At 60.4% G+C, this 1,466-nt stretch carries 2 protein-coding genes; both read right to left on the minus strand.

Annotated features, from left to right (window positions below; genetic code table 11):
* Positions 1-86: 86 nt before the first annotated feature.
* Positions 87-866 (minus strand): IS21-like element helper ATPase IstB, encoded by a 780-nt coding sequence (istB, locus tag DY926_RS06330; protein ID WP_116702610.1) that lies wholly within the window; start codon positions 864-866, stop codon positions 87-89.
* Positions 856-1,466, minus strand: a 611-nt coding sequence (locus DY926_RS06335) for a Mu transposase domain-containing protein (protein WP_408886035.1), incomplete at its 5' end; no start/stop codon positions are given. The genes DY926_RS06335 and istB, both read right to left, overlap by 11 nt.

The raw sequence follows: 1,466 nt of genomic DNA on the forward strand, positions 1-1,466 counted from the left end.
TGTTGATTTTCACTGAGAACTGACCCGGGTTTTTCATCAGGAATTGACCCAGCCAGATGCTATTTCAGGCATAGTCGGGCGGGCGGTCAAGAAGAGGATTTATCCTTCCTGTTTTTTGACGCGGCGGTGCTGGCACGGAACCTGTAGCTGTCATTTCCTGTCTCGAGGATATGACAGTGATGGGTCAGCCGATCGAGGAGCGCCGTCGTCATCTTCGGGTCACCAAAGACGTCTCCCCATTCACTGAAGCTCAGATTGGTTGTGATGATGACACTGGTGCGCTCATAGAGGCGGCTGAGCAGATGGAACAGCAGGGCGCCCCCAGACGCGCTGAAGGGGAGATAACCGAGTTCATCAAGGATCACGAGATCCAGGCGGAGCAGCCTGTCGGCAATCTGCCCGGCCCGGCTGGCAGTCTTCTCCTGTTCAAGAGCATTGACCAGGTCGACCGTTGACCAGAAGCGCGCCTTCTTGCGGTGATGGGTAATCGCCTGGATGGCCAGGGCGGTCGCCAGGTGGGTTTTCCCGGTTCCCGGGCCGCCGATCAGCACGACATTTTCGGCACGCTCGATAAAGTTCCCGCCATGGAGCTGGCGGACCATGGGCTCGTTGACCTGGGTGTCGGCAAAGGAGAACCCGGACAGGTCCTTGTAGGCAGGGAACCGGGCTGTCTTTGTCTGGTAGGCGATGGAGCGCACTTCGCGTTCGGCCAGTTCCGCCTTCAGAAGCTGCGCGAGGATGGGGATGGCCGCCTCGAAGGCGGGCGCGCCCTGCTCAATGAGGTCAGCCGTGGCCTGGGCCATGCCATACATCCGCAGTCCACGGAGCATGACGACAAGTGAGGCGGCGGCAGGATCATGACGCATGGCGACTGTCCCCACGCAGGATGTCATAGCGCCCTGTATCGGCGCACGGTTCGTGTTCGAGCACCAGGGCCTGTGGAGCATCAAGCCGGGGAACCACGGTTCTTTTGGCATCAATCAGGCGATGCAGCGTATTGAGAACATGGGTCTTGGTCGCCACGCCATCTTCAAGAGCCAGTTCAACCGCGCAGAGGACGGCCTGCTCATCATGCTGCAGCACCAGGGCCAGGATTTCAGCCATTTCCCGGTCGCCTCCAGGCCGCCTGAGCAGTTGATCCTGCAGGGTCCGGAAGGCGGTTGGCAATTCGGTAAACGGTGCGCCATTGCGCAGGGCGCCCGGTTTGCGCTGGATGACCGCCAGATAATGCCGCCAGTCATAAACCGTGCGGCCTGGCAGGCCATGCGAACGGGTGATGATCCGGTCATGCACGCACAGAACCTGTCCTTCGGCGATAACGCGTAGCCTGTCGGGATAAACCCGCAGGCTGACCGGACGATTGGCAAAGGAGGCCGGCACGCTGTAGCGATTGCCTTCGAACTGGATCAGGCAGGTTGGCGAGACGCGCTTGGTCTGTTCGACAAACCCGTCAAAGGGACGCCCCG

Origin of the sequence: Komagataeibacter melaceti (assembly GCF_003403295.1) — a bacterium.
GTDB lineage: Bacteria > Pseudomonadota > Alphaproteobacteria > Acetobacterales > Acetobacteraceae > Komagataeibacter > Komagataeibacter melaceti.

Bases quoted from the DNA above. Each gene is read 5' to 3' on its own strand.
- istB (WP_116702610.1), bottom strand. From the start codon at position 866: ATGCGTCATGATCCTGCCGCCGCCTCACTTGTCGTCATGCTCCGTGGA.